The organism is Marinomonas algarum, assembly GCF_020532605.1.
Lineage (GTDB): Bacteria > Pseudomonadota > Gammaproteobacteria > Pseudomonadales > Marinomonadaceae > Marinomonas > Marinomonas algarum.
The window spans coordinates 1-1458 of record NZ_JAJATW010000066.1; the positions used below are offsets into that span (position 1 = coordinate 1).

At 58.3% G+C, this 1458-nt stretch carries 1 protein-coding gene; it reads left to right on the top strand.

The window, feature by feature from the left end:
• Window positions 1-1225, top strand: a 1225-nt coding sequence (locus LG368_RS15300; RefSeq protein ID WP_226755550.1) for an IS1380-like element ISSpu19 family transposase, incomplete at its 5' end; no start/stop codon positions are given.
• Window positions 1226-1458: the final 233 nt, after the last annotated feature.

Below are 1458 nucleotides of genomic sequence, written 5' to 3' on the forward strand. Positions count from 1 at the left end.
CAACAAACAGACCTCGCTGGCCAAAACCTCACGCTCAGTCGTCAAGCGTCATGGCATTGCAAACATCGATCTCATTCGCACCTATCTGGGGCTGATTTGCCTCGGCAAAAGCGACTTCGAAGCCGTTGAACTGGCGCGCCACGACCCCTTCTTCAAAGCCTCCCTGGGGATCAAACAGTCGCCTTCCTCGGCCCGGTTGCGCCAGCGTTTTGATGAGGATGCCCGGGCACTGATCCCGCTGCTGGATGAGGCCAGTGTCGAGTTTCTGCGCAACGCCTCGGTGACTATCGGTACTCTGGCCACCGGTCATGTGCCGTTGGATATGGACGTCTTCCCCATGGATAATAGCAACACCAAAAAAGAAGGGGTGGCCTACACCTACAAGGGGCACGATGGCTACGCGCCGATCGCGGCCTATCTGGGCCTGGAGGGCTGGTGTCTGGGCTGTGAACTGCGTCCCGGCAACCAGCACGCCAACAAAGAGTTTATTCATACCCTCGACCGGGTATTGCCACGGGCCCGTGCATTGACCAACGCCCCCATACTGACGCGCCTTGACAGTGCTCACGATGCCCTCGAGAACCGGCAGTATTTCCGCCAATCCCAGTTCGACTACCTGATCAAGTGGAACCCCCGCAAGCAGGATGGACTGGACTGGGTCGACAAGGCCAATGCGGCCGGATCACTCTGGTGCCACACCCGGCCGGGTAAGATGGAGACGCTCGTTGCTGAACCCCTGGACGGCACCGATGACCGTCTGATCGTTAAAATTACCGTGCGTCAGAGCGACGCCCTGGGTCAGCTGTTTCTGGAGCCGCAGATCAGTCTGGAAGGCTGGACTACCTCGTTAACACCGGCGGTGGCGGACAATGCCGCAGTGATCGCCCTCTATCGAGATCATGCCACCAGTGAGCAGTTCCATAGCGAGTTCAAGACCGATCTGGATCTTGAGCGCCTGCCCTCCGGCAAGTTTAACACCAACGACCTGGTACTGGCCTTTGCGGTGCTGGGCTATAACATCCTGCGCTGGATGGGGCAGCGGGCCCTGCTGGGACCGGACGCCCCGGTCCGTCATAAAGCCAAACGCCGGCGGCTGAAAACCGTGATGCAGGAGCTGATGTACATGGCCTGCCGCCTGGTCAGCAGTGGTCGCCAGCTTACCCTGCGCTTCGGTCAGCACTGCCCGGGGTTCAAGGCGTTCACTACCGTCTACGGATCGGTATAACCGATCACTCGCCCACCCACGAATATGCTGCAGGGCCGACGGGTTCAAGGGGAGCTATTGCCTTGCCGAAGCAATCGATCAAAAAAACATCAGCAACGGCCCTGATCATAGTCGGAAATCAGATCAACAGAGCTATACAAGGCGATAAAACTCGGGATGAGGTCGTATTCTTAAAGAGCGATGCCGCTTTTGCGCAGCTGCGCGGTACCCGCTGACAAAGTCACTGATTCAGA